Here is a 24,404-nt window from a genome sequence, read left to right on the forward strand (position 1 = left end):
GATGTAAGAAAATACCCTCTGGGGTGCCCTGTTAAGGAGAATGATCGTGCGTTCCTTTACTCTGCGACGACTCACCGGCAGCGACAGTGTAGGCTATCGCGCCATTCGGCTGGACGGATTACAACGCCATCCTGAGGCGTTTGGCGCGGATTATGCGCGTGAGCGCTCTGAACCTGACGCGTTTTTTGCGGCTCTGCTGCAAAACAATACTGTGCTGGCCGGATTCGATCCCCAGGGCGAGATCGTGGGCGTGACGGGTTTACGCTTTCATCACGGCCAGAAACAGCGGCACGTCGCCACGATTTGGGGAATGTATGTGCTGCCTGAGTGGCGGGGAAGCGGCCTGGCGAAGACGCTGCTCATGACCGCAATCGCGCAAGCCCGTGAATGCATCAGCATCCGGCTTGCCGTGAGCGCCACCAATGCAGCAGCAACGGCCCTGTACCGGTCTGCGGGATTTACGACCTACGGAACAGACGTCGCGGCGCTGTATGTCGACGGTGTGTTCCACGATACCGTGCTGATGCGGCTGGACTTGACGACTATCGGCTGAGGCACACTGCCAGCATGCCCGCGCGTGGTATAAGGCGAAAAGGAGGCTGTCAGCCGAGGCGGAGGTTAAATATGCGCGACAGCCCAGTTTGGCCGCGTGCGGTGACGCCAAGCTCCCGATAGCCGGGCGTCTGCTGTAGCCAGGCTTTTTGTATCATGAAGCGCAGCAAGGCTGCACCGGCCTCGCCACCAAGATGAAAGCGCCTCTCACTCCAGTCCAGGCAGGGGCAACAGGGCTTTCGTCGCGACGGCGAAGTCAGCTCGATGCCTGTTGCGGCAAAATGCGCCTTGCCCTCCATTGTGAGCGCCGTGCCATCCGACATCAGCCAGCCCGCTGACTGCATAGCATCATAGATACCGACGGCAATCTCACCGGCCAGATGGTCATAACAGGTGCGGGCTCGCCGGAGCCGGTCTGGCGTGGTTGTTTTCAGGACTGAACCGGGCCGGGTCGAAATGCCCATCAGGTTTTCCAGCAGGCCCGCCACCTCATGGCTGGCCAGACGGTAATAACGATGCCGTCCCTGTACCACGCAGGTTAGCAACCCTGTCTCCGTCAGCTTATTCAGATGGCCGCTGGTAGTGGAGGGCGCAACGTCAGCGACCACGCTCAGCTCGGTCGCCGTCCAGGCCCGGCCATCCATCAGGGCACAGAGGATGTGCATGCGCGAGGTATCCGCCAGCGCAGTGGCCACCGTCGCCATGCTGAAGGTCAGAGAAGAGTGTGTGCTGTCATCACACCGGGCCGCCATGCGTGTCATTCTGCTCATCCTTTCCACTGGCGGGTCAGTGCTTCGGCCCGCCTGTCATCATCGGTAATCAGCACCAGCCAGTTGCTGTGATCGCTGTACTGCGCGCGAATATTAATGCCATTTTGCGCCAGGCACTGCGCAATTTCACCCAGTTCACCTGGCCGCTGCTGAGGGAGTTTTCGGCGCAGTGGCCTTCGGACGTCCCTGACATCGAAACCGGCATTCACTAACACCTGCCGGGCGCGCGGGCCATCCTCCACCAGAAAATGAGCGTGACTTTCCTTGCCCGTTGAAAAGACGCCGCCGCCTTCCAGGCCGATGCCATGCTGCCCAAGCAGTGTTCCAAACGCGGCCAGCGATCCCGGTTCGTTCCTGAAGACCACATAAAGATTAAACATGCCGGGTGTTCTCCTCTGGACCAGCATAATCACGCATAACCTTCGCAACGCGCAGGCGGTAATGGCTGAAAATTGTGTTCTGGCCTTCCCGCTGTGCCGACTGATGCAGGTTGTTTTCCCGCCAGTGACGCACCGCCCGTTCATCTTCCCACCACGACAGGGACAATATCTTGCCAGGCTCGCTCAAACTCTGAAAGCGCTCAATCGCGATAAATCCCGGTATCCTGTCCAGTTCGGGCCGAAGTTCGGCCGCCAGTTCAATGTAACGCTGTTGCGCTGCCGGTAAGGCCTCTGCTTCAAAAAGTACGGCAATCATTTCTCTCTCCCTTAAGTCAGCCTGCAGACAGCGTACCCGATGCAAAAGCGGTTACTTCGGTGTGCACCGAATCGTGGCTGATGGAGCAACAGAAAGGGGAGAAAGGGAGTGAGAGAGGATAATCGCTGCGGTTAACCGGCAGGGCTTAACCGCAGCGTAAGCGTGAGTGCGTTATCCCTTTGTCAGCGCCGCGCGGATCACCTCGGCATAAGGCGTGGTGGGGCGACCAAGCAGTTGGCTCAGTGTGCGGGACGCATCGAACAGACCGCCCTGAGCGGCACCCGCATCGGAATCTGCCAGAAGCTCTGCCAGCGGGGCTGGCAAGCCTGCGCTTTTCAGTGCGGCGGCAAAATCTGCCTGTGGCAGATTGACGTAATCCACCTTTTCGCCGCTCTGCGCGGCGATTTCAGCCGCAAACTCCGCCAGCGTATAGCTGTCATCGCCGGCCAGCTCGTACACCTTGCCCGCCTGGCCGTCACTCACCATAACTTCGGCTGCCGCGTCGGCATAATCCCGACGCGCCGCTGAAGCGATACGGCCCTGTTCTGCCGCACCGAGAAACGCATGATGCGCCAGGGCAGGGGCGATGCTCGCCGCGTAGTTTTCGGTGTACCAGCCGTTGCGAAGCAGGGCATAAGGGACGCCAGACGCTGCCAGCAGGGCTTCGGTAGCCCGATGCTCAGCGCCCAGCGACAGCGGAGACTTATCCGCATGGAGGAGGCTGGTATAGGCGATAAATTTCACGCCTGCGGCTTTAGCGGCATCAATAACTGCACGGTGCTGCGCTTCACGCTGGCCCACTTCACTGCCGGAAATCAGCAGGAGTTTGTCGACCCCTTGCAGGGCGGCCGTTAAGGTTTCTGGGCGGTTGTAATCCGCCTCACGAACGTGAACACCACGGGCGGCGATGTCACTCGCTTTCGCCGGCGTGCGTACGGCGGCAACCAGCGTATCTGCGGCTACTTTTTTCAGTAATGCGTCGATAACTAAACGGCCCAGTTGGCCTGTTGCTCCAGTCACTGCGATCATCACATAGCTCCTTTAAGAGGATAGTTGGTCAACAGCAGCCTATGCGATATGCTAACTTTCCGTAAGTACTTACAGAATTGTTAGGATGAAGGGTTTTGTTTAAATGACTGATAAATTAAGCGAAAAATTTATGCGCGGCGAATTGCTGAATGTTAACTGCCCGTCGCGCGATGTGTTAAAGCGCATTACCAGTCGCTGGAGCGTATTAATTTTACTGGCGCTGAAAAATGACACGCTGCGTTTTAGCGAACTCCGGCGTGCAGTCGGCGGCGTCAGCGAACGTATGCTGTCGCAGAGCCTGCGCTATATGGAGGAAGACGGCTTTGTTGAGCGCATCGCTTACGATGTTGTGCCGCCGCATGTTGAATACCGACTGACACCGCTGGGTCTGGAAGTAGGGGAGCAGGTGGTAGGACTGGCCGACTGGCTGGAGATGAATGTAGAACGCATCCTCGCCCACCGGGAGAAACAGTCCGCCGACGCGTAAGACCGTTCATAAGACGGGACCGAAGCGCGCAGAGAAACACTCCCCTCGCCACCGTAAAAAAATGCCTGTCCGACATAACAGATTCATTCTGCGTCGGGCGGTCTTAATTACTCACAGCATTTCTTTAACATCCTTTTTACCAGGCGACTTTTTCCTGAGGTTTCTGGCTGCGTTAATTATTGCGCGCGATAAAGATGTGATGAGTTATTTACATATTGCATATGATTTTTAACATGCCTGACCGGTTGAGCTTCGTTTTCCTGCCCGGAAATAGCGAAGCCAGAGTGCGAAAAACCGGACGTATTCTAAAAAAAAGCATCATAAAGCGCAGATAAGATAAATATCCTGCTAACAATATAATAAAACACGTGATTCCCCTGTCAGAACGGTACTTTTCTCTGTTTAACGAAGCGCGGAAATGGCGAATGACGCTTAAAAACAGCGAGTTGCGTTATTTTTTAGCGGTAATCTCGTTTGGCCGTTACGGCTCCGTGCAGGGTCTGTTTTAATAACAATAATGTCACATTGCCCCTTTGAAATTAACGTTTTGCTTATCCGTCCTAAATAAGAAAACTTTCAACAAAAAAATGATCTTAATCAAAAAATACTGTTATAGTTTTTACTTATCTGATTGTCTCTGTTTTACCAGGACGAAGCATCTTACATTCGTCATGGCATTTTTCCATGCAATGGAATGACATGCTTTGTGTATAAGTCGTTAATTATAAGTAACTATATGTGGTGCTCTATGTGGCAAAGAGGTAAGCAATGTTTGGATTAGATGCCTTTCATCTCGCCAGGATCCAGTTCGGTTTTACTGTTTCCTTCCATATTATCTTTCCAGCCATCACCATCGGTCTGGCCAGCTTTCTTGCTGTGCTGGAGGGAATGTGGCTCAAAACACGTAATCAAACCTACCGCGATCTCTATCATTTCTGGTCGAAAATTTTTGCGGTGAATTTCGGCATGGGCGTGGTTTCCGGGCTGGTCATGGCGTATCAGTTTGGGACCAACTGGAGTGGTTTCTCCCAGTTTGCCGGCAGTATCACGGGTCCCTTGTTGACCTATGAAGTGTTAACGGCTTTCTTCCTTGAAGCGGGCTTTTTAGGTGTGATGTTATTTGGCTGGAACCGCGTCGGCCCGGGGCTGCACTACTTTGCGACCTGCATGGTGGCACTGGGAACGTTGATTTCCACCTTCTGGATCCTGTCTTCTAACAGCTGGATGCAAACACCGCAGGGCTATCTCATTCAGAATGGCATCGTGGTGCCAGAAAACTGGTTTAAAATTGTCTTTAACCCGTCCTTTCCTTATCGCCTGTTACATATGTCCGTGGCGGCATTTTTGGCCAGTGCGTTCTTTGTCGGATCGTCGGCGGCCTGGCATCTGCTTAAAGGAAATGACAATCCTGCCATCCGTAAAATGTTCTCAATGGCGTTGTGGATGGCGCTGATTGTCGCCCCTGTGCAGGCCATGATTGGTGACGCGCATGGACTGAACACGCTGGAGCATCAACCTGCAAAAATTGCGGCCATTGAAGGCCACTGGGAAAACCCACCCGGTGAAGCCACGCCATTAATACTGTTTGGTTTACCGGATATGGAAGAGGAACGTACTAAATATGCGCTCGAAATCCCGTATCTGGGCAGCCTTATCCTGACGCACAGTCTGGATAAACAGGTCCCGGCGCTGAAATCTTTCCCGAAAGAGGACCGTCCTAACTCCACCATCATTTTCTGGTCATTCCGCGTCATGGTGGCAATGGGACTGTTAATGATCACCCTTGGCGTAGTCAGCCTGTGGCTGCGTTACAAAGGACGCCTGTACCAGTCGCGTCCGTTCCTGTGGTTTGCTTTGCTCATGGGACCCTCCGGCCTGATCGCGATTTTAGCAGGCTGGTTTACTACCGAAATCGGTCGTCAGCCCTGGGTAGTTTATGGCGTTCAGCGAACGATTGATGCGGTATCTCCCCATGGCGAAATGCACATGAGTATCAGCCTGCTCGCCTTTATTCTGGTTTACTCCTCCGTCTTCGGTGTGGGTTATCACTATATGATGCGCTTGATTAAAAAAGGGCCGGTCACCGGCGAAGGCGATACCGTAGAAACAGGTGGCCCCGGACAAATCAAAACGCCAGCGCGCCCGCTCTCTGCGGCCACTCACCATCATGAGGAGCGTTGAGATGATTGATTTTTCTGTTATCTGGTTCGCGATTATCGTTTTTGCTGTCCTGATGTATATCGTCATGGACGGTTTCGACCTGGGCATCGGCCTGCTGTTTCCTTTTAACAAAGACGCAGGCGAGCGCGACATGATGGTCAACACCGTTGCGCCTGTCTGGGACGGCAACGAAACCTGGTTAGTGCTGGGCGGCGCAGGACTGTATGGCGCTTTCCCGCTGGCCTATGCGGTAATAGCCGATGCGCTTTCCGTGCCGTTAACCGCCATGCTGATTGGGCTGATTTTCCGTGGCGTCGCCTTTGAGTTCCGCTTCAAGGCTGTCGAGCACCATCGGGCCTTCTGGGACAAGTCGTTTATTGCCGGTTCACTCCTCGCAACCTTTAGCCAGGGCGTTGCCGTCGGCGCGATGCTGGATGGCATTCCTGTCGAAGGCCGCAGCTTTGCAGGCTCGACGATGGACTGGCTGGCCCCGTTCCCGCTGTTCTGCGGCGTCGGGCTGGTTGTGGCATATGCACTGCTGGGCTGCACCTGGCTTATCATGAAAACCGAACATGAACTGCACCGTAAAATGTCAGCCCTGGCGACACCGCTGTTGATTGCGCTGTTGTTAATTATTGGCATCATCAGTATCTGGACACCGTTCACGCATCAGAACATTGCACATCGCTGGTTCACCACGCCAAATCTGTTCTTATTCCTGCCGGTGCCTGTACTGGTGCTGCTGTGTGCATGGGGACTGCGCCGCGCAATCAAGCGCGAGGCGCATTATTCGCCTTTCCTGCTGACGCTGGCCCTGATTTTCCTGGGCTTCTCGGGTCTGGGTATCAGTATCTGGCCGAATATTATTCCGCCCTCGGTATCCATCTGGGACGCCGCGTCCCCGCCGCAGAGCCAGGCCTTTATGCTGGTAGGTAGCTTACTGATCATTCCAATGATTCTGGGATATACCTTCTGGAGCTACTACGTGTTCCGTGGAAAAATCAAAGCAGACGAAGGATACCATTGATATGCAGACCCAGGTCAGCAGCAAAGAACGTCAGAATGAAACCCGGTCACCGTGGTGGAAACGCGTGCTGTGGCTGGTGGTCATCTACAGTGCCAGCGTGCTGGCACTCGGTGTGGTCGCGACGCTGTTCAGAATGATGATGACCGCCGCAGGCATGCGTAGCCACTGAGTCCTCCGAACGAGGCAGTGCATTCCTGACTGCCTCCATTGCTCCCCTCGTCCTTCCATAAGCCAGCCTGTGTGTTGGCTTTTTAAAGTAGTAACCCAGGCAATTAATGCGCTTTTTGCCGCTATCCGGCCCTGGCTGGCCCATGAGCCATGACATCCTGCAACGCTTTTTGTTACTATTTTATTACAAATCTTTCCCTCTTTTTTCTTTTCACGTTTTTAAAATGCTAAGTCAAACCATAAAAAAACAGCATATAAATGATTTAGTCGACTGGATTGAAGCCAACCTGACCAACGACATTTCCATTGATCTGATTACGCTCAAATCGGGCTATTCCAAATGGCATATGCAACGTTTGTTCAAGGAGATGACCGGACAAACGCTGGCGGCCTATACGCGCAAGCGCCGCTTAACCCTTGCCGCTATGGCGTTAAGACTGACGCGCATGCCGTTAATTGATATCGCCGTCCGTTTCGGGTTTGAAAATCAGCAAAACTTCAACCGCGTGTTTAAAAATCACTTCTCTGTTACGCCGGGCGGTTTTCGCCGTCTTAACGTGCTGCCTGTCCGGTATTTTCACGGCCGTATTGCCCAGCGCGAGCCGGTCATGCCGGTATCGCTTTACCGGCGCGAAGAGGAGTTGCTCCTGCAGGGCGATACGCTGGAATGGGAATGCCCGTATGGCGACTATATTCGCGACCGGCATCAGCGTATGGCCGGCCTGGTACGCCATTTTGTCCGTACGCAGCAGGGCGACGCGCAAGGATGGCTGGGATTTCAGTATGGCCCCGGCAACGCGTCCGTCGATCAACAGCACATCAGCCTGTTTCGTGGCGTCGCGCTGGCAAACACGGATGCCGGGCCAGGCGATCTTCAATGCCGCACGGTGCCTGCGGGGCTTTACGCCCGCCTGGCATGGCGTGGCTCACCGGAAGAACTGACGCGTTTCATCGCGGATATTTACTACCTTTATCTGCCGCAGCTGAATGTGGCCTGCCGGCCGGGAATGGATTTGCTCTGTCTGGATTTAACCCGATGCACAGCCGACAACATTGAAGGCGTGTTCTCTATTCCTGTCACGCAGGGATAATGCACATTATGTGCGTCATTGTGTGATAAAGCGCACGATTTTATAAGCAGGCTGGCAGGCAAGGCGTAAAATCCTTCCCGAAGCGCTGAGCACAGCTACGCATACTGTATTTCCTTCTCAGTGCTAGATATTCACCTGCTTTTTACGCCTGAACAGGCAAAATACCATGACCAAAATAACGCAAATAGCCGCCTTTTTTCTGACTGTCGCGCTGTGTGCCGCTCCCGGCCTGGCGACTGCACAACTCACCGATCCCGGCAATGTTCGCACAGGATTACATCCCGGCAGTCAGGCCGGCCACAGCGAGATACTCGGTGACAGCTCGCTGCCGCAAAACAGCGGACAAAATCAGGCGCAGTAACCGCCCGGTAACCGACAGTCCTCCTTTAAAAGGCGCGTAAGCGCCTTTTTGCTTTTCAGCGATAAAAGGCCGACAGATGTGCCTGCACCTACTGCCGGACCGCATTTTTAGTCATTGTTCTTAAGATATATCATAGCTATTCTCTCCGACTGACATGAGAATGATTGTTGTTTACTAAGGTTGCGTACAACCCTGTTTTTCGGAGAGCCACTGTGCCTGCATCTTCTTCCCGCCGTTTACCTGAACGTATCCGTAACGCGCTCCGCTTTCGCTGTATTCACGTTGCCACCAAAACCAAAGTGGCTGACCGGTTTTGGCGCATCGAGTTTACGGGCGACGACCTGAAAGGATTTAATTCGCCCGGTTTTGATGACCACATCAAAGTCTTTTTCCCGCCCACCGCTGACACGACGCTGCAACTGCCGACGATGGACGAGGACGGCATTCACTGGAAAGACGGCTTGCGGCCGGCTGCGCGTGACTACACGCCGTTTGACTTTGATGGTGAATCTTCGCTGACAATCGATTTTTACCTGCATGAAAGCGGTGTCGCCAGCGACTGGGCCGCGCAGGCACAGACCAGCGACAGCCTGATTATCGGTGGACCTCGCGGTTCTCTGCTGGTCCCAACGGATTATGCTTTCCAGCTTTATGTCTGTGATGAAACTGGTCTGCCTGCGTTTCAGCGCCGCAGCCGCAGCATTGAAGCCGAAACCCTGCACCTGTTTGCCTTCACCGATGAAAAAACGGGGCGTGACTACTTAGCGGACACCGGCAAGGCAAAGGTGGCCTGGCTCGGTAGCCAGCAGATGACGCAGGCGGCTTTGCCAGCCCTGACGGCGGCGCTGGATAAGATAGCGATACCGTCGCATGACGCTTTTATCTGGCTAACGGGAGAAGGGCGCGTCGTTAAACAGCTCGCTGACTACTTCACAACGCAACGCGGCGTGGATGCTGATCTTGTGCGTGCGGTTGCTTACTGGCATCACAAGTGAGTGACCTGCCGTTGATTGAATTTTACCTAGTGGCCCTCTACCATCAGGCTCTTTCTCCTTAAACAGGCAGAGGCGACAGATGGATTCGGCCCATTCAGAACAGGATAACCGCAGCCAGTCTGCGCGGCCTTGCGCAGCGCGGCGGAAGCGCCGGGAAAAGATGCTTGATGCGGGTGAAATGCGCCTGTTGATGCTGCACTTTATCGCTCAGCGTGCCTCGCACGGTTACGAGCTGATTAAATGCGTTGAAGAACTGTCGAAAGGGGAATATTCCCCCAGCCCGGGTATCATTTATCCCAACCTGACCTTGCTTGAGGAAATGGAGGCCATTGAGATTGTCGATCCTCAGGCGGCGAGAAAGGCTTATGTAGTGACCGCAACGGGCCAGGCGATGTTAGAGGCCGAAGCCCAGCCATTGTCGCGTTTGATTACGCGCCTTTCCTCGCTGGCTGTATTAGTCAACAACCGCAGTATTCCCGACATAGAACAGGCCATCTTTCAGTTTAAAAACGCCTTAAATGGCCGTCTGGCACAGCAGGACATCACGGACGAAACACGGCATAAGATTGTGGCTGCGCTGAACGCAGCCGCTGAGCAAATCAGCCGCAGTTAACGCCGGATCGCGCTCGTCAGCTTCCGTCAGTTTTGTTTTTGTCGATGTGTCCCAGTGAACGTTCCGGAAAGCAGATGTCTCTGACACGCTGCTTGAGCACCTGAGCATCGGGAAAGCCGCCGTCACGTTTACGTTCCCACACCAGATGGTCATCTACCGTGACTTCAAATATGCCGCCGCTGCCGGGGCGAAGCGTGACGCTGGCCAGGTCCTGAGCAAAAGTGTGCAGCAATTCCTGTGCCATCCAGGCTGAGCGCAGCAGCCAGTTACACTGAGTACAGTAGTGGATCACAACGACAGGTTTTTGCATATTCTTTTCTCCTTTTCCTGAATAAGGGCTGTCAGCGATGTTACGCAATGGCAGACAGGCTACATGAAACATCTACAGGCTGACCGGGACAAACCGGTTCGCGTTGCCAGCCGAAACGGCAGAGAACCATGGGCGACGTGTTAGCCGAAACGGCACAAGCCATTTTCCCGTTTACGCTGATAAAACATCAGATTAGCCGCATCAGATTACTGAGTTTCAGCCATACTTTACCTGTGACAGAAAACAAAGGAAAACTCATGACCATGAAACTCAGTCAGGCTGCTGAACAACTGGGTCAGCAGCTTTTATCCTCTGGTTTGCGTCTGGCAACCGCAGAGTCCTGCACGGCGGGATTGATCAGTATTACGCTGGCGGCGGTCGAAAACAGCGGTGATTTTTTTACCAGCGGCTTCGTCACCTACAGCGAAAGCGCCAAAGTGCGTCTGCTTGGCGTTAACCCGCAAACGCTGGAAAATCACACTGCAGTCAGCAGAGAAACCGTGTGTGAAATGGCGCTGGGGGCGCGTGAACGGTCCGGCGAACCGGTGAGTCTGGCGATAAGCGGCTATGCCGGACCGGACGGCGGCGAAGATGGTACGCCTGCAGGCACTGTCTGGGTAGGATGGACATTGCCTGATGGCAAAGTCGTGGCCCGTTGTCAGCACTTTTCTGGCGACCCCAAAGCCGTCATGGAGCAGGGCGCGAGCTGTGCACTGCAGGGGCTAAGCGCGTTACTAATGCAGCAGAATGCGCCGCCCCATAAAGACCGTTAGCGGCAGTCCACCACCAGGCGGCCGCGAACCTTGCCTTCAAGTAGATCCCGCGCGCCCTGACTGGCTTCGCTCAGTGGGATGACCGTGATCATCTGAGACAGTTGCGCATCATTCATCAACTGTCCGAGCCGTTGCCAGGCCTGCTGGCGAAGCGGTTTAGGGCACATCACGCTGTCCACGCCCGCTAGCGTCACGCCGCGTAAAATAAAAGGCGCGACGCTGGTGGGCAGATCCAGCCCCTGAGCCATGCCACAGGCGGCGACAACGCCATCGCGCTGCGTACCCGCCAGAACGTTACTCAGCGTATGGCTGCCCACGCTGTCGACAGCCGCGGCCCAGCGCTCTTTGCCCAAAGGTTTGCCCGGCTGAGACAGTTCAGCACGATCCATAATCCTTTTCGCGCCCAGCGTGTTGATCAGCCAGTTTTCATCGCTGGCGCGGCCGCTGGAGGCGATCACCTCGTAGCCGAGTTTTGCCAGCAGGCTGACGCTAAAGCTGCCCACGCCACCGCTGGCACCGGTGACCAGCACGGGGCCGCGATCGGGCGTAACGCCCTGTTTTTCTAAAGCCAGCACGCACAGCATGGCGGTAAAACCGGCGGTGCCAATGGCCATCGTATTCAGTGGCGATAAGCCGTCTGGCACGGGCACTAACCAGTCGCCTGCGACACAGGCTTTTTGCGCCAGGCCGCCCCAGTGTTTTTCTCCCACGCCCCAGCCGGTCAAAATAGCGGTGTCGTCCTGCTTCCAGTCGGAATGCTGGCTGGCGACTACGCGACCGACGAAATCAATCCCCGGCACCATGGGAAATTCACGGACAATCGGGCCTTTATTACAGATGGCCAGCGCATCTTTGTAGTTCAGGGTGGAATAGTGCACGTCGAGCGTGACATCCTGGTGGGGCAACTGTGTTTCGGAGAGTTCTTTTAACTCGGTACGGTAACCTTGTTCGTCATTTTCAATGACCAGTGCCTTAAACATACAGCCTCCGTCAGGCGTAAGAATCATCAGGCAAGTTTACGCCCGACAGCCTGAGAGGGCCAGGTACTGGCCCGACAAGTACCCCGCTCTGAGGCATTATCAAACATTCAGGTGGCGGGGCGGCAATGTCCGGACATGGCATAATTTTGCATTGATTACAGAGGTTTAGTCGCTTAAAGATATTGCAACTGAATGATATGTATTGTTTTTTATTTTAAAGTTATTGACCTGATATTTAACGTTGTCGGGTTGTCCCTGTCAGTAAAAAATGACATTATTGCCGCCACATTTTTCCCCGCCGCCATCCCAGACAGAGGACGCTACCATGTCCGGATCAATGCGTTTTTGCACTTGTTCCCACTCGCCAGACCTGGCGCGTGACCTGTTTTCCGCCGTCATACCGGTTACACAAATTTCCGTCACTATGCGGTGACGCCAGCCTGGTCGTTGCTGTTGGACATGAGTAAGGACTACTCTTTACTGATGTCTATCGGTTTGGCCCGTCAGATATCATTCGCCGGGGAAATTTCCCTATTGCCGTGCCTCAGGCACCCACTCCCTGACTGTTAGGGATTTGTGTTATGACACCACTTAAAATTGCTGCCAGCGCTGCCGTTGCGCCAAGTCTGTCCCTGAATACTGCGCGCGACGTGGTCACGCTGGATAATACTGATTTTACCGATGTGGCGGCTGTGGTCGTCTCGCTTGCGGATACACGCAGTGGCGTGCTGGCCTTATTGCGGCATACCGGTTTTAACTTACCGGTGTTTGTTGCCAATGCCTTTGAAGAAGAGGTCATGCATCTGCCCGGCGTGACGGGTGAGTTGAACGGTGAACCGCAGGACTGGGCGGCACTGGAAACGGCGGCGCAGGCGTATGAAGCTGAGTTGCTGCCCCCGTTCTTTGAAACGCTGACCCGCTATGTCGATATGCAAAACAGTACATTTGCCTGCCCCGGTCATCAGGGCGGTGCCTTTTTTAAAAAGCATCCGGCAGGTAAGCAATTTTATGATTTTTATGGCGAAAACGTTTTTCGCTCAGACATGTGTAACGCTGATGTCAAGCTGGGCGATCTGCTGATCCATGAGGGATCGGCCAAGCATGCACAGAAGTTTGCTGCCAAAGTTTTTAATGCCGATAAAACCTACTTTGTGTTGAACGGCACCTCAAGCGCCAACAAAGTGGTCACGAATGCCTTGCTGACGCGCGGCGATTTAGTGCTGTTTGACCGCAACAACCACAAGTCCAACCACCATGGGGCGCTGATTCAGGCTGGCGCAACGCCCGTTTATCTCGAAGCGGCCCGTAATCCGTTTGGCTTCATTGGCGGCATTGACGCGCACTGTTTTGATGAGGATTATCTGCGTGCTCAGATCGCCAACGTGGCCCCTGAGCGAGCGCAGGAAGCACGTCCTTTCCGCCTGGCGATTATCCAGTTAGGCACCTATGACGGCACGGTGTACAACGCGCGTCAGGTGGTGGATCGCATAGGTCATCTGTGTGACTACATCCTGTTTGACTCCGCCTGGCTGGGCTACGAACAGTTTATTCCGCTGATGGAAGGCTGCTCACCGCTGACGCTGTCGTTAAACGAAAACGATCCCGGCATTTTCGTGACGCAGTCGGTACACAAGCAGCTTGCGGGCTTTTCACAGACCTCGCAGATTCATAAAAAAGACAACCATATCCGTGGTCAGAAGCGTTTCTGCCCGCATAAGCGATTGAATAACGCCTTTATGCTGCACGCCTCTACCAGCCCGTTTTATCCGCTGTTTGCCGCACTGGATATTAACGCCAAAATGCACCAGGGCGAGGCGGGACGTCGCATGTGGGACGAGTGCGTCATGCTGGGCATTGAGGCGCGCAAGGCAATCTTTGAGCGCTGCGATATGATCCTGCCTTTTGTTCCTGAAACGGTGAACGGCAAACGCTGGCAGGATGCGCCCACAGAGGAGATCGCGCGGGATCTGCACTATTTCAGCTTTGAACCCAACGCCAAATGGCACGGTTTTGCGGGATACGATCGCGATCAGTACCGCGTCGATCCCTGCAAACTGCTGCTGACCACGCCGGGCATTGACGCGGCAAGCGGCGAATATGCTGACTTTGGGATTCCGGCGACGATCCTGGCCAACTATCTGCGTGAAAACGGCATCGTGCCGGAAAAATGTGACCTTAACTCCATCCTGTTTCTGCTTACGCCAGCGGAAAGCCCGGAGAAAATGGCCAACCTGGTCGCCATGCTGGCGCAGTTTGAGCAGCATGTAAAAGACGACACGTTGCTGGCTGAAGTCCTGCCCACGCTTTACCGTAAGAACGCCAAACGCTACGCCGGTTACACGTTGCGCCGCCTGTGCCAGGAGATGCATGACCTGTACGTAAGCTTCAATGTGAAAGATCTGCAACGTCTCATGTTCCGTGAGCAGGGCTTACCTCAGGTCAAAGTGAATCCACAGGACGCACATCAGGCTTATATTCGCGGTGATGTGGAGCTGGTGCCGATTGCGTCAGCAGAAGGGCGCATCGCCGCGGAAGGCGCGCTGCCTTATCCGCCTGGCGTACTCTGTGTTGTTCCCGGTGAAGCCTGGGGTGGGGCGGTACAGCGTTATTTTCTTGCGCTGGAAGCAGGCATCAACCAGCTCCCGGGTTTTTCACCCGAGCTACAGGGCGTTTACACCGAGGAAGATGCCGAGGGACGTAAGTACCTGGTGGCGAACATGATGCAGGGGTAAGTGCTGGGTGGCTGTTTGCACAGCCTGGCTGGAATCAGGGGCCATGGCTGGTACTGAGAAGGTTTGAGTCGCTGGCAGCTGATGAAACGCTGAGAGGGTTTCGCTCGCCAGACGGCCTGGAGTTTCAGCCAGCCCGTTGCGGGCGACCGACAAGGGGCCGCCAGCCGCCGCGGCCCCTTGACCCCGGGCTCCCGTCCTGCCCACCCGCCGCTTCGCGGTGCCTTCGCTGCTTCAGGATTTCTGCGGACCGCCAGGACGCGCCCTCCGTGGCGCGGCCCGGCTCTCGCCGACGTCCTGTCGGCTCATCCGGAAATCCCTCATCCGCTCAGCGGGTGGGAAGGCCGCCCCAAACCCCCGCTTCACTATCTCTGTGTTAAAGCCACTTCCGGTGTCGCTGTAGGTGACCGGAAAGTCCTACAGTCGGCTGGTTTTGAGTCAATGCCCTGTTTATTAAAGCGTTCATTTTTGATCCTCACTTCATACACTGACCACAGACAACACCGGCTTTTTAAAAACCCAGGACTGGCAGGCGGGGGTTTTTCTGCCGGCATCCGGCGCGCTGAGGAGAGAACGGAGGCCTGGGCGGCGCGGCAGTGATGCTTGCGTGAGCAGGCTTTGGGAAGGTTTGAGTCGCTGACTGCTTATGAAACGCTGAGAAGGTTTCGCTCGCCAGACGGCCTGGAGTTTCAGCCAGCCCGGTGCGGGCGACCGACAAGGGGCCGCCAGCCGCCGCGGCCCCTTGACCCCGGGCTCCCGTCCTGCCCGCCCGCCGCTTCGCGGTGCCTTCGCTCCTTCAGGATTTCTGCGGACCGCCAGGACGCGCCATCCGTGGCGCGGCCCGGCTCTCGCCGACGTCCTGTCGGCTCATCCGGAAATCCCTCATCCGCTCAGCGGGTGGGAAGGCCGCCCCAAACCCCCGCTTCACTGTCTCTGTGTTAAAGCCACTTCCGGTGCCGCTGTAAGTAATCGCAAAACCTGCTTTTGTGGGTTCTGAAGCACTCCCCGTTTATCAAGTCTGCTCTTTTTAAGCCTCACTGAACACATTCAAACAGACAACACCCGCTTTTAAAAGAAACCAGGACTGGCAGGCGGGGGGGGGTTCTGCCGGCATCCGGCGCGCTGAGGAGAGAACGGAGGCCAGGGCGGCGCGGCAGGGAGGGCGCATCCGGACGGCCCGTGGGGCCGGAGTGAGAGACGAAGGAACAGCGACGGCTGACGGCCGCCGGGATTGTTAAGGGGCTGGCGCGAGCCCCTTAACACGTCCGCCTGCACGGGCAGGCTGAAACTCCCGGTCGCCTGGCGGGCGGAACCCGCTCAGAGCAGCCCGCAGGCCCCGCCACCAGGCGGGCGGAACCCGCTCAGAGCAACCCGCAGCTCCCGCCACCAGGCGGGCGGAACCCGCTCAGAGCAACCCGCAGCCCCACCACCAGGCGGGCGGAACCCGCTCAGAGCAATCCGCAGCTCCCGCCACCAGGCGGGCGGAACCCGCTCAGAGCAACCCGCAGCCCCCGTCACCTGGTGAGCGGACCCCGCTCAGAGCAACCCGCAGCCCCCGCCACCTGGTGAGCAGAACCCGCTCAGAGCAACCCGCAGCACCTGCTGAGCGGAACCCCGCCAAATCAATACCTGTGATAACTCCGCTGCGCCGAACTCACCTTATACAAATACCGCCGCGATTCCGCCGACGGATGCTGCTTCGACAGCGTCTGATAAACCTGACCCGGCGACATACTGTTAATAATGGTAAAGGCACGATCTTTATCGCTGGAGAACACGCGCAGTACACTACCGGCGCCGCCGTTATAGGCGGTGATAACCGCATAGCGGCGTGAAACCGGATCCTGAATACCGGCCAGATAGTTGCTCTGCAGCAACGACAGATAGGCAGTACCGGCATCAATGTTGTTCTCGGGATCCAGCAGATAGCTGCGGCTCGGTTTGCCCCATTTGCCCTTCATGCGGAATACATCCACACCGGCGGTATGCTGCACTACCTGCATCAGGCCGAGCGCATCAGAATGGCTGACTGCGTAGGGGTTAAAGCTGGATTCGGTCTGCATAATAGCCAGAATCAGAGACGCATCTACACCGTACTCTTCGGCGGCTTTACGCACCATAGGCAGATATTTATGCGCACGCTTATCCAGATGGTTTGGCACCATCGGAATCGTGACCGAGTAGATCACATGCAGGCCGGACGTACGGCGTTGCAGTTTATTGGCAATCAAGTAGTCAGCAAAGGCCTGAGCACGTCCCTGCCAGCGAATCGCCTGACCGGTGTTATCCAGCACCTGTCCGTACAACAACGGCTCTTTACTGATCTGAATGTCGTTGGCATCAGAGTAGAGATCGACATTTCCCGGATCGTCACCGATCAGTAACGTAGTCACGATCGCCTGACGCAGACTGGCGGCAGGATCGGTACCGGAAATGGTCTCAATGGTGATGTTCCCGCTTTCAAAGTTGATGTGGCTGCGGGTGTAATAATTGTCGGTGTATTTAACGTAGTCTTTCGGTCCGGCGATCAGGACCTCATTGATACCCCAGATGTTCTCAATGTTATGGGCGAATTGCCCCATCAGAATGTCAAATCCGTTGGTATCTTTGACCCATTCCTCTGAATATTCCGGATGTTTTTTACCGGAGCAGGACACCAAAAGGGGGGCAATCACCAGCAGGGCTATCAGCTTTTTATTCATCTAAAATACGTGCCTGACCTGGAAAACGGCCTCAACACGGAGGCCAATAAAGTTATGCTTCGGGTGGCGTGTAGCCTTCAATATGAACGTCTTTACCTTCGAACAGGAAATTGATCATTTCCTTTTCCAGCACTTTGCGATCGTCGGGATTCATCATATTGAGTTTTTTCTCGTTGATCAGCATCGTCTGCTTAGCCATCCATTGCTGCCAGGCTTCTTTCGAGATTTCATTGTAAATGCGTTTTCCCAGATCGCCAGGGTAGAGCTGAAAATCCTGCCCTTCAGCGTCGCGTTGTAAAAAAGTACAAAAAATGGTGCGGCTCATTACTCTTCCTCATTAATCTCACCGTCGCCCACAGGCAACGGCTGGGGATGGCGCAGTTCGTGTAAAAGACGCTCTACAGGTGCGGCTAATCCCACAGATGGCGGCAGCGTTAAGTTATACCAGAGACCGCCAGCTTCATCCATTAATGCCCCGGCAGAAGGCCATGACAGCCACATGGGAACGATATCCAGATGAAAATGGCTGAAGGTGTGACGAAATGCCGTAAGCTGCTGCGGTTTGGCATGGATGCCGCGCGTCGACAGCCAGGCGTTCAGATCGTCTTCGCTGGTGAACTGCGGGAAGCAGAATAAACCGCCCCATAAACCCACCGGCGGACGCTGTTCAAGCCAGACATTGTCGCCGTTTTGCATCATCAAAAACCAGCCGCTGCGTTCAGGCAACGTCTGCTTAGGTTTTTTGCCCGGATAGTTTGCCCAGCTGTTCGTCGCGCGGGCTTCGCAACCATCGCTGAGCGGGCAGATTTCACATTTCGGGCGCGACCGGGTGCAAACCATGGCGCCCAGATCCATCATGGCCTGGTTAAACTGACTGACGCCCTCGGCTGGCGTCACGTCTTCACTAATTTGCCACAGCCGTTTTTCAACATCTTTCCTGCCCGGCCAGCCAGCCACTGCGTAACAGCGAGCCAAAACCCGTTTCACGTTACCGTCCAGAATCGGGAAGTGCAGGCCCAGCGATAGCGATAAGATCGCACCCGCTGTCGAGCGGCCTACGCCGGGCAGCGCGGCGATGTCATCGTAGTTGCGCGGGAATTCGCCGCCGTGCACCTCAACCACCTGTTTGGCGGCTTTGTGCAGGTTACGCGCACGCGCGTAGTAACCCAGACCGGTCCAGAGATGCAGCACTTCGTCCAGCGGCGCGGCGGCCAGATCGCTGACGGTCGGAAAGCGCGCCATAAAGCGCTCAAAGTAGGGGATAACGGTGGCGACCTGGGTTTGCTGTAACATCACTTCGGACAGCCACACCTTATAAGGTGTTTTCTCCAACTGCCACGGCAGGGTTTTGCGGCCAAAGCGTTGATACCAGTCCAGCACCTGTTGCGCGAACTGCGGGGCTTGCATCATAAAGGGGATATTTCCGTGATTACGCGACATTCAGGCGGGAATTCCAGCATAAGCGCCACTGAGAGTAAACCTGAAGATTGCAAAGGCCTGTTTCTTTCTGGTGGCCACTGACGCCCGGTTGTCAGATAAGGCCGGTTACACACAAGAAGGCGATGGAAATGTTGCTGATAAAACACGGGTTGTTTCTCGTTTTCGGGCATAGCCGAAAGTCAGACTTAAAACAGAAGCCCCGGGTCGGGGCTTCGCGTTTAAATTTTTATCTCTTTGGTTGCTGCGATCGGCACCGCTTCCTTTTCCGGTGGCTTACGGTATTTATCCAGCAGGCGGATGTGAATTTTCCGTAGCATGTCGCCGTTCAGTGTATAGAAACGGAAATAGAGCAGCAGCGTCAGGGCAAAAAAGACAGCGGGCAGCACGATCATAATAAACTGCATGCCAGCAAGGGTTTCCTGCGACTGGTTGACGTTGGGCAGATAGCCAATCATGCCCAGCACGACAGCGATAAAGAAAGCCGCCAGCGCAGAGCCGCCTTTAACGACCATGGTTTGCACCGAATAGGCAATGCTTTCACAGCGCACATGCAGTTTGTATTCGCCGTAATCTACGGTATCCGCCACCATAATTACCTGAAGCACCCAGAAAAGCGCCGTTCCGGTATTGAATAAAATCCCGGCAATAACGATTAAGGATGTCGCGTGACTGCCTGCTAATGCCATAGCGAACAGCACACCGCCGCTCAGAATCGGCAGGGCAGACGCCGCCGCCCATAGTATCCGGCGTGACAGCAGATTCACTAATTTGGGGAAAAGAACCAGTGTTGCCAGGTTCGCCGCGCCAGCATAGGAGAGGTAGTAAGGGAAGAGACTGGGATCGCCGATCACATAGGTAAAATAGTAAATCGCAAAACCGGTAATGATATTCGCCGCAATGTTATAGGCCAGCGCCATACCGAGCAGGCAGGCAAGCTGATCGTTGCGGTAGATAAGGCCGACGATCGCGCTCAGTCCCATCCGGCCGCCGTCCTGGGTCTGCGCGCCGTCTGATGAATAAACCTCATGAACATTACGCAGCGTGATGAGGGTTGCCGCGATGAAAAACACGATCAGGAGCAGGGTAAACATCTGAAAGCCAAAGCCGCGATCGTCGCCCCCGATATAACTGACAAACGGTAGCGCAATGCCGGCCGTGACAAAGGAGGCGAGGCTGGCAAAAAAGCGTGGCCAGGGCACCAGCTCTTCGCGCTCACGTTTGTCCAGCGTAATGGTCGGTACCAGTGACCAGAACGGAATATCCATTATGGTATAGGTCATTCCCCACAGAATGTAGGTGACCCAGACAAAAACCAGCTGTGTCGTCCCTTCAAACAGGTGGGCGCTAAATAACGCGAACAGCACCAGCGAGTTTGTCAGCGTGCCAGTTAAAATCCAGGGTTTAAATTTCCCCCAGCGAGAACGTGTAATGGTAACGATCCATCCCATAATGGGATCGTTAATCGCATCCCAGATTCGGGCGACTAAAAACAGCGTGCCGACCATGCCAACCGATAATCCCACCACGTCGGTGTAGTAATACATCAGGTAGAGGTAAACAATGTCAATCGCGAAGTCTTTTCCAAACGCACCACATCCGTAACTGAGTTTTGTCGTTATCGAAATGCTCATCGGTTGCCGGGTCGCTGTTGCCAGCGCCCGCTCACTGTTATGACGTAGAATCGCGACCGGACATAGCATCCGGCGACAAAGAATTAACGATGAAGCCAGGCGGGCAGCCAACTGCCATGCTCAGTGATGAGTTCGTCCACCAGTGCATAGATTTCATCAAGGCTTAATACCGCTGCCGTATGCGGATCCAGCATGGCGGCGTGATAAACCCGATCGCGGTTTTCAGTCAGAATGGCTTCGGTCAGCAGCGTCTGCACATTGATATTGGTTTGCATCATGGCGGCCAGATGTGACGGAATCGTGCCGACTTTGGTGGGCTGAATCCCATTGGCATCGACCAGACAAGCGACTTCCACGCAGCATCCCTGCGGCAGATTATCGATCAGGCTATCATTACGCACGTTGCCATAAATGACCGCCGGTTCGCCGGTCCAGATAGCGTTCATAATCGTGCTGGCGTACTCACGTGAGGGTTTGCTTTCAATACGTTCGGCGCGACGGTAACGTGCCAGTTCTGCTCGCCATTCCGCCAGTTGTTCTTCACAACGTTTGGGATATTCATCCAGCGGAATCTGATACCGTTCAATAAGATCTTCGCGGCCTGGTTTGATAAACCACGGCGTATATTCTGCGAAGTGCTCTGAGGATTCGGTGACGAAATAGCCCAGCTTTTTGAACATTTCATAGCGCACAATGTTGGGACAGCGCGTATTGCCGTGCAGGTTGGGCTTCGGCACCTGGCCAGCGTTCCAGGCCGCCAGCAGGTCGGGATAGAGATCAACGTAACTGCCGTCAGCGGTTTTACGCTCCAGCGTCAGATAAAACGCCATATGATTAATCCCGGCGCAGCGGTAACGCAGATCGGCAGGATTTAAATTCAGATCGTTGGCCAGTTCCTCCGCCGTTCCCTGTACCGAGTGGCACAGCCCAACCTGTTTGATATGGGGATAGCGCGCATACATTGCCCAGGTGTTCATCGCCATGGGGTTGACGTAATTAAGCAGGGTGGCATGCGGGCAGACTTCCGTCATGTCTTCGCAAATCTGCCACAGGTGCGGGATGGTGCGCAGGGCGCGCATAATGCCGCCGGGGCCCAGCGTATCTGCTATGGTCTGCTCCAGACCATAGCGTTTACAGACCTCAAAATCGGTGACGGTACAGGGCTGATAGCCGCCTATCTGAAAGGCGACCACGACAAAATCCGCATCCGCTAAGGCCGCTTTCTGCTCGCTGTGGCAGGTAATCTGGCCAGCCGCGCCCGCGGAATCCATAAGTTTACTGACGACGGTATAGGATTCTTCAAGCCGGGTTGCATCAATATCCATCAGGGCAATATGGGCCGATTTTAGCGCATCGCGATGGAAAACATCGCCAAGGATATTCTTGACGAAGATAGTGGAACCCGCGCCAATAAAGGTAATTTTGGGTGCAGACATCAGAACGCTCCATGACAGGGTGGGATAATCTCATGGTGGCACGCTGTGCGGGCGAAAACTTCCGTCTTATCGGATGAGCATTCCCAAAAACTCAGATCAGATGCTGGCAACGAACAGATCTGAGTTTTTGGGATAAATTAACGTAAAAAGAAGAGTATCTGGTCTGAAAGAGCGCTTAGTATAGGGAATCCACTGCTGTTTTTGGCCGTCTCCGCGGGTACGCTGGGCGGGGTTCTGATAATTCAGGAGAGAATCATGACGACATTACAGCCCGTTGCCACGCTGCCGCCCGATCCGCATATGTGCAGCAGTGACGAAAAGCAAACCCGCAGCCCGCTGTCGCTCTATTCCGAATATCAACGTATGGATATCGAACTGCGTCGGCCGCTGGCGATGAGCAGCTGTCACTGGCATGGGCAGGTTGAGGTCAATGTGCCGTTCGACGGGGACGTGGAATATTTAATCAATAATGAAGTCGTACAGATTAAGCAGGGCTATATCACGCTGTTTTGGGCCTGTACACCGCACCAGCTTACCCGGCCCGGTAACTGCCAGAACATGGCTATCCTTAATCTGCCGATGCATCTGTTTCTGTCATGGCCGCTCGACCGGGAACTCATCAATCATGTCACACATGGCATGGTGATTAAGTCTGTGGCAAAACAGCAGCTCAGCGCCTTTGAAGTGCAGCGCTGGCAGCAGGAACTGAACAGCCCGGATGAACAGATTCGCCAGCTTGCTGTGGATGAAATTGGCCTGATGCTTAAACGCTTTAGTCTGTCAGGGTGGCAGCCTGTGCTGGTGAACAAAACGTCGCGGACACACAAAAACAGCGTGTCGCGCCATGCGCAGTTTTATGTCAGCCAGATGCTGAGCTATATTGCCGACAATTATGACCAGGCCCTGACAATCAATGACGTCGCAGAGCACGTCAAGCTTAATGCAAACTATGCCATGGGTATCTTTCAACGCGTCATGCAGCTTACGCTAAAACAGTACATTACCGCGATGCGCATTAATCACGTCCGGGCGCTGCTGAGCGATACCGATATTACCGTGCTGGATGTGGCGCTGACGGCCGGCTTCCGTTCCAGTAGTCGCTTTTACAGCACCTTTGCCAGGTATGTCGGCATGTCGCCACAACAGTACCGCAAGCTCAGTCAGCAACGGCGGCAGACCATGACGTTATAATTCTGTTTCCGGCCAGCAGCCTCCCAGGCAATTTTCTTGCATTACTCTACACTCAGGCAGGAAAACGCATGTCAAAACACGCCGGGTGCGCGCGGAAAGTGGCAAAGGCTTGCTTCTGCTTTTGAACTTTGCATAATGCCCGTTTCCCTGAACAGGCTAACCAGCAGGCTTCAACATGATTAATGACGTCATCACCCCAGAATATGATGAAAATGGACGCCCGTTGCGTCGGATTCGTAGTTTTGTGCGCCGCCAGGGCCGCTTAACCAAAGGCCAGCAGCAGGCGCTGGACAACCACTGGCCGGAAATGGGTGTTGAATATCAGCCAGAGCCCATTGATTTGCCCGCGCTGTTTGGGCGCGATGCGCCTGTCACGCTGGAGATCGGTTTTGGTATGGGCGCGTCGCTGGTCACCATGGCGCAAAATAATCCGCATCAAAACTTCCTGGGCATTGAAGTGCATGCGCCCGGCGTGGGAGCCTGCCTGGCGTCGGCGAAAGAGGCCAATGTCAGCAATCTGCGGGTGATGTGTCATGATGCGGTGGAAGTGCTGGAGAAAATGATCCCGGATAATTCACTGCGCATGGTTCAGCTGTTCTTTCCCGATCCGTGGCATAAAGCCCGTCACAACAAACGCCGTATCGTGCAGGTGCCGTTTGCCGAGCTTGTGATGCGTAAACTGAAACTGGGCGGTGTGTTCCATATGGCGACCGACTGGGAAGCCTATGCCGGGCATATGCTTGAGGTGATGAGCAGCATCGCGGGTTATCGAAACCTGTCTGAAGACAATACGTATGTGCCGCGTCCTGAGACGCGTCCACTGACCAAATTTGAGCAGCGCGGGCAGCGTTTGGGCCATGGCGTTTGGGATTTAATGTTTGAGAGGGTGAAATAATGGCCACACAACGCAGCCGTCGTTTACGTAAAAAATTGCATATTGATGAGTTTCAGGAGCTGGGCTTTTCCGTAGCCTGGCGCTTCCCGGACGGCACCTCTGAAGAGGTTATCGACGAAACGCTGAATCAGTTTATTAACGAAGCGATCGATCCCAATGGCCTGGCTTATGACGGCAGCGGCTATCTGGCCTGGGAAGGGCTAATCTGCCTGCAGCAAACCGGTAAATGTACCGAGGAACATCGCGAGCTGGTACGTAAATGGCTGGAAGATCGCCAGTTACTGGATGTAAAGGTGACCGAACTCTTTGACGTCTGGTGGGACTAAGTTACCAGCGATATCGCTTTCACACCCAGACAGGGAGAACGT

Annotated in this window: 25 protein-coding genes; 14 read left to right on the forward strand and 11 right to left on the reverse strand. The window is 54.9% G+C overall.

Annotated features, from left to right (window positions below; translation table 11 throughout):
- Positions 1-40: 40 nt before the first annotated feature.
- Entirely contained in the window at positions 41-553 is a 513-nt protein-coding gene (locus tag GC087_RS04835; RefSeq protein ID WP_324029837.1) for a GNAT family N-acetyltransferase, read from the forward strand.
- A 49-nt stretch (positions 554-602) separates the two neighbouring features.
- Here GC087_RS04835 and GC087_RS04840 read toward each other — a convergent pair whose 3' ends face one another.
- The 4 genes from GC087_RS04840 to GC087_RS04855 all read right to left on the reverse strand — a co-directional run bounded on the left by GC087_RS04840 (position 603) and on the right by GC087_RS04855 (position 3,047).
- On the reverse strand, positions 603-1,313 hold the full coding sequence (locus tag GC087_RS04840) for an ArsR/SmtB family transcription factor (protein ID WP_054687067.1): 711 nt from the start codon (positions 1,311-1,313) through the stop codon (positions 603-605).
- A gap of 5 nt (positions 1,314-1,318) precedes the next feature.
- On the reverse strand, positions 1,319-1,702 hold the full coding sequence (locus tag GC087_RS04845; RefSeq protein ID WP_006118271.1) for an amino acid-binding protein: 384 nt from the start codon (positions 1,700-1,702) through the stop codon (positions 1,319-1,321).
- Complete coding sequence (locus tag GC087_RS04850) at positions 1,695-2,018, reverse strand: antibiotic biosynthesis monooxygenase family protein (RefSeq protein WP_277283108.1); 324 nt, start codon at positions 2,016-2,018, stop codon at positions 1,695-1,697. Before GC087_RS04850 ends, GC087_RS04845 begins: the two co-directional genes overlap by 8 nt.
- 171 nt (positions 2,019-2,189) lie before the next feature.
- On the reverse strand, positions 2,190-3,047 hold the full coding sequence (locus GC087_RS04855) for an SDR family oxidoreductase (protein WP_277283107.1): 858 nt from the start codon (positions 3,045-3,047) through the stop codon (positions 2,190-2,192).
- Positions 3,048-3,150: 103 nt separating this feature from the next.
- Between GC087_RS04855 and GC087_RS04860 the strand changes: the two genes are divergently transcribed.
- From GC087_RS04860 to GC087_RS04895, 8 genes are all read left to right on the forward strand, one after another.
- Positions 3,151-3,534 (forward strand): winged helix-turn-helix transcriptional regulator, encoded by a 384-nt coding sequence (locus GC087_RS04860; protein WP_033739707.1) that lies wholly within the window; start codon positions 3,151-3,153, stop codon positions 3,532-3,534.
- A gap of 768 nt (positions 3,535-4,302) precedes the next feature.
- The gene (locus GC087_RS04865) at positions 4,303-5,715 is read left to right on the forward strand and encodes a cytochrome ubiquinol oxidase subunit I (protein WP_033739705.1); all 1,413 of its coding nucleotides are present in this window, start codon (positions 4,303-4,305) and stop codon (positions 5,713-5,715) included.
- A 1-nt stretch (position 5,716) separates the two neighbouring features.
- A complete protein-coding gene (cydB, locus tag GC087_RS04870; RefSeq protein ID WP_033739704.1) occupies positions 5,717-6,721 on the forward strand; it encodes a cytochrome d ubiquinol oxidase subunit II in 1,005 nt (334 codons plus the stop codon).
- 1 nt (position 6,722) lies between these two features.
- Positions 6,723-6,890, forward strand: coding sequence for a DUF2474 domain-containing protein (locus tag GC087_RS04875; RefSeq protein WP_006118277.1), 168 nt, complete (start codon positions 6,723-6,725; stop codon positions 6,888-6,890).
- A gap of 223 nt (positions 6,891-7,113) precedes the next feature.
- Positions 7,114-7,980 (forward strand): helix-turn-helix domain-containing protein, encoded by an 867-nt coding sequence (locus GC087_RS04880; protein WP_006118278.1) that lies wholly within the window; start codon positions 7,114-7,116, stop codon positions 7,978-7,980.
- Between the two features lie 166 nt (positions 7,981-8,146).
- Positions 8,147-8,341 (forward strand): hypothetical protein, encoded by a 195-nt coding sequence (locus tag GC087_RS04885; RefSeq protein ID WP_006118279.1) that lies wholly within the window; start codon positions 8,147-8,149, stop codon positions 8,339-8,341.
- Between the two features lie 212 nt (positions 8,342-8,553).
- Complete coding sequence (locus GC087_RS04890; RefSeq protein WP_324029839.1) at positions 8,554-9,336, forward strand: siderophore-interacting protein; 783 nt, start codon at positions 8,554-8,556, stop codon at positions 9,334-9,336.
- Between the two features lie 79 nt (positions 9,337-9,415).
- A complete protein-coding gene (locus tag GC087_RS04895; protein WP_006118281.1) occupies positions 9,416-9,949 on the forward strand; it encodes a PadR family transcriptional regulator in 534 nt (177 codons plus the stop codon).
- 16 nt (positions 9,950-9,965) lie between these two features.
- On the opposite strand, the gene GC087_RS04900 is transcribed toward GC087_RS04895, so the two are convergent.
- Complete coding sequence (locus tag GC087_RS04900) at positions 9,966-10,259, reverse strand: Rdx family protein (protein WP_006118282.1); 294 nt, start codon at positions 10,257-10,259, stop codon at positions 9,966-9,968.
- Positions 10,260-10,516: 257 nt separating this feature from the next.
- Here GC087_RS04900 and GC087_RS04905 point away from each other — a divergent pair, with 257 nt between their 5' ends.
- Positions 10,517-11,032 (forward strand): CinA family protein, encoded by a 516-nt coding sequence (locus tag GC087_RS04905; protein WP_324029841.1) that lies wholly within the window; start codon positions 10,517-10,519, stop codon positions 11,030-11,032.
- Here GC087_RS04905 and GC087_RS04910 read toward each other — a convergent pair.
- Positions 11,029-12,012 (reverse strand): acrylyl-CoA reductase (NADPH), encoded by a 984-nt coding sequence (locus GC087_RS04910; protein WP_039342315.1) that lies wholly within the window; start codon positions 12,010-12,012, stop codon positions 11,029-11,031. The genes GC087_RS04905 and GC087_RS04910 overlap by 4 nt on opposite strands.
- 581 nt (positions 12,013-12,593) lie before the next feature.
- Here GC087_RS04910 and GC087_RS04915 point away from each other — a divergent pair.
- A complete protein-coding gene (locus GC087_RS04915) occupies positions 12,594-14,744 on the forward strand; it encodes an ornithine decarboxylase (protein WP_039342318.1) in 2,151 nt (716 codons plus the stop codon).
- A 1,619-nt stretch (positions 14,745-16,363) separates the two neighbouring features.
- On the opposite strand, the gene mltC is transcribed toward GC087_RS04915, so the two are convergent.
- From mltC to GC087_RS04940, 5 genes are all read right to left on the reverse strand, one after another.
- Positions 16,364-17,443 carry a membrane-bound lytic murein transglycosylase MltC gene (mltC, locus tag GC087_RS04920; protein WP_033739669.1) on the reverse strand — a complete coding sequence of 360 codons (1,080 nt, stop codon included), beginning with the start codon at positions 17,441-17,443 and terminating at the stop codon, positions 16,364-16,366.
- A 52-nt stretch (positions 17,444-17,495) separates the two neighbouring features.
- Entirely contained in the window at positions 17,496-17,768 is a 273-nt protein-coding gene (locus tag GC087_RS04925; protein WP_006120869.1) for an oxidative damage protection protein, read from the reverse strand.
- Positions 17,768-18,853 (reverse strand): A/G-specific adenine glycosylase, encoded by a 1,086-nt coding sequence (gene mutY, locus GC087_RS04930; RefSeq protein WP_054633249.1) that lies wholly within the window; start codon positions 18,851-18,853, stop codon positions 17,768-17,770. The genes GC087_RS04925 and mutY overlap by 1 nt, the downstream gene beginning before the upstream one ends.
- Positions 18,854-19,101: 248 nt before the next feature.
- On the reverse strand, positions 19,102-20,514 hold the full coding sequence (melB, locus tag GC087_RS04935) for a melibiose:sodium transporter MelB (RefSeq protein WP_324029843.1): 1,413 nt from the start codon (positions 20,512-20,514) through the stop codon (positions 19,102-19,104).
- Positions 20,515-20,597: 83 nt separating this feature from the next.
- Positions 20,598-21,953: an alpha-glucosidase/alpha-galactosidase gene (locus tag GC087_RS04940; protein WP_110268370.1), complete on the reverse strand. Its 1,356-nt coding sequence runs from the start codon at positions 21,951-21,953 to the stop codon at positions 20,598-20,600.
- A gap of 252 nt (positions 21,954-22,205) precedes the next feature.
- Between GC087_RS04940 and melR the strand changes: the two genes are divergently transcribed.
- The 3 genes from melR (at position 22,206) to GC087_RS04955 (ending at position 24,362) form a co-directional block, all read left to right on the forward strand.
- A complete protein-coding gene (gene melR / locus GC087_RS04945; protein ID WP_006120865.1) occupies positions 22,206-23,141 on the forward strand; it encodes a transcriptional regulator MelR in 936 nt (311 codons plus the stop codon).
- Between the two features lie 175 nt (positions 23,142-23,316).
- A complete protein-coding gene (gene trmB, locus GC087_RS04950) occupies positions 23,317-24,036 on the forward strand; it encodes a tRNA (guanosine(46)-N7)-methyltransferase TrmB (protein ID WP_324029844.1) in 720 nt (239 codons plus the stop codon).
- A complete protein-coding gene (locus GC087_RS04955; protein ID WP_006120863.1) occupies positions 24,036-24,362 on the forward strand; it encodes a YggL family protein in 327 nt (108 codons plus the stop codon). Before trmB ends, GC087_RS04955 begins: the two co-directional genes overlap by 1 nt.
- Positions 24,363-24,404 lie beyond the last annotated feature (42 nt).

The organism is Pantoea sp. JZ2 (genome assembly GCF_035191405.1).
GTDB classification, from domain to species: domain Bacteria; phylum Pseudomonadota; class Gammaproteobacteria; order Enterobacterales; family Enterobacteriaceae; genus Pantoea; species Pantoea stewartii.